The organism is Selenomonadales bacterium, from assembly GCA_017442105.1.
GTDB lineage: Bacteria > Bacillota > Negativicutes > RGIG982 > RGIG982 > RGIG982.
The window spans coordinates 1-1,946 of record JAFSAX010000160.1; the positions used below are offsets into that span (position 1 = coordinate 1).

Below are 1,946 nucleotides of genomic sequence, written 5' to 3' on the forward strand. Positions count from 1 at the left end.
CCATCAAAAGTGAAGCCTAAATAGGAAATTTGAGGTTTTCCGTTAGGGACATCTTTCAAATATTCTTCATTAACGCTTGATATGTTCCCTTCACAATAATGCAGAATCTGTGTCTTCTCAGGTTGCAAAGTTAAACTCTTGACAGAATTCTTAATCTCGTAAACTGTGTTGACATATAATTGATTCTTTTCAAGATCGAAAGGAAGAACAAGTATGAAATCGTCGCAATAACGTCGATAGAAACCGCCAAATTTCCGACAAAACTCATTCATCTGCCTATCGAAATCCATTAAATAAATATTTGAATATACTGCGCTAATAGCGGAACCCTGAGGGATTCCATACGTATATGGATTGCGTTGTAAATGCTCTTTTTTGAATTTACGGAATTCTTCGGGACTGAAAAGGCGGTCGAGATTGCGGAATTCTTTATGAGTCAGCTGCTTGAACTCCTGTATTTCCTTAAGCTCTATCCATGCATGTTTTGTTATGCTACGAAACACTGCATAATGATCGTTTGGTAATTGATCAACATTAAGTAGGTCGCATATGCGTTGCTTCAAATATGTATGATCAAGATGATCGAAATACTTTGTAAAATCACCAATAATGATTAAGCAATCATGCTTCTTACGAATATAAGAGAAGGCATCGCTTGCAAAATGGATATTGTTCTTGTGCATCTCCGTGCGATACGCAATAGCACATTGATCAATTCCGAGTTCTTTCATTCGATGGTTATATCTCTTATTCAACTGATAAGCATAGTACTCGTAAATGTATCGGTCGATATGAGACGAATACATGATTATTCGCTCTTTCGGTTTATCACGCTTGCCAGTTTTCCCTTCGCGAATATAGTTCTTAGGATACTTTCTCATTACTTGTTTATATCGGATAAATGGATAAAACGAGTGATGAACAATGTATTCACTGTTCTCAATTTGGCTTTTGACAAGATTCCAATGGATCTTATTATCAAAATGTGGATACTTCTTGATTTTGTATATCTTTGGTTTCTTGATGCGCAAATCGATCACGCCTCCTTGCACAAGCGATATAGCCAAAAAATGAGATGCTCATCGGATAGGGCAGCTTCCTGTATTCCGATGAGCACACGATAAAACAAACCGTAAAAACGGTTAGCTGCTTGTTGCTCCCGACCACTTTCATAAGCTGTGGTACAATAACAATGGGAGCGTGGTCAATGAAGACGACCTGGGCGGCATACTGGATGCCGATTGCGGTGGAGATCATCGCCAGCGTTCTGAAAGATTTCGTGAATGAAATCTTGACAAACGCAATACATAAACCCTTCAAGCATTCCTGAAGGCGCTTCCATTATAACACGGTATCCCAATCATCACAAGAGTGATTCGAAATAATGCGGGCAGGATTCATAAGTCAAACGCCTCCGCATATCTCTGCGTCGCAACCTTCATCTGCCGCAGATCCGCCTTGACATAGAAGTTCAGCGTCGTGGACGCATCCGCGTGTCCCAATATCTCCTGCACACTCTTGATGTCCGCGCCGTTCTCAAGGAGCAGCGTCGCGCATGTGTGCCGCAGATCGTGGGGAGAAATACCCTGCAAGCCGATTCTTCGCATGAAGTGCGTGATCTTGCGCGTCGCCGTGTTCGGATCGCGGGGCTGGTAGGGACTTTCAAGCCCTTCAAAGAGGTACATGTTCTTGATGATCTGGTTGGGATGACGTTGAATCGCGGATCGTCTGAGCAAAAGCAATTCGTGCTTGACACCTTCCATGATCGGAATGGTGCGGATGCTGCACGGCGTCTTTGGTTCTGCGACAAGGATGCCGCTCTGCTTGGTGTACGTCACGTTGCGGGAGATGTGGAGCGTATTTTCGTCGAAGTTGAAGTCCTGCCACTGCAAGCCAAGGCATTCTCCGCGCCGGATTCCCGTCGTTGCCATGAGCAGCATCATGCA

Annotated in this window: 2 protein-coding genes; both read right to left on the reverse strand. The window is 43.5% G+C overall.

Going from position 1 to position 1,946, the window contains the following annotated elements; genetic code table 11:
* On the reverse strand, positions 1-1,031 hold a 1,031-nt coding region (locus IJN28_06425), incomplete at its 3' end, for a hypothetical protein (protein MBQ6713403.1).
* Positions 1,032-1,397: 366 nt separating this feature from the next.
* Positions 1,398-1,946, reverse strand: a 549-nt coding sequence (locus IJN28_06430; protein ID MBQ6713404.1) for a site-specific integrase, incomplete at its 5' end; no start/stop codon positions are given.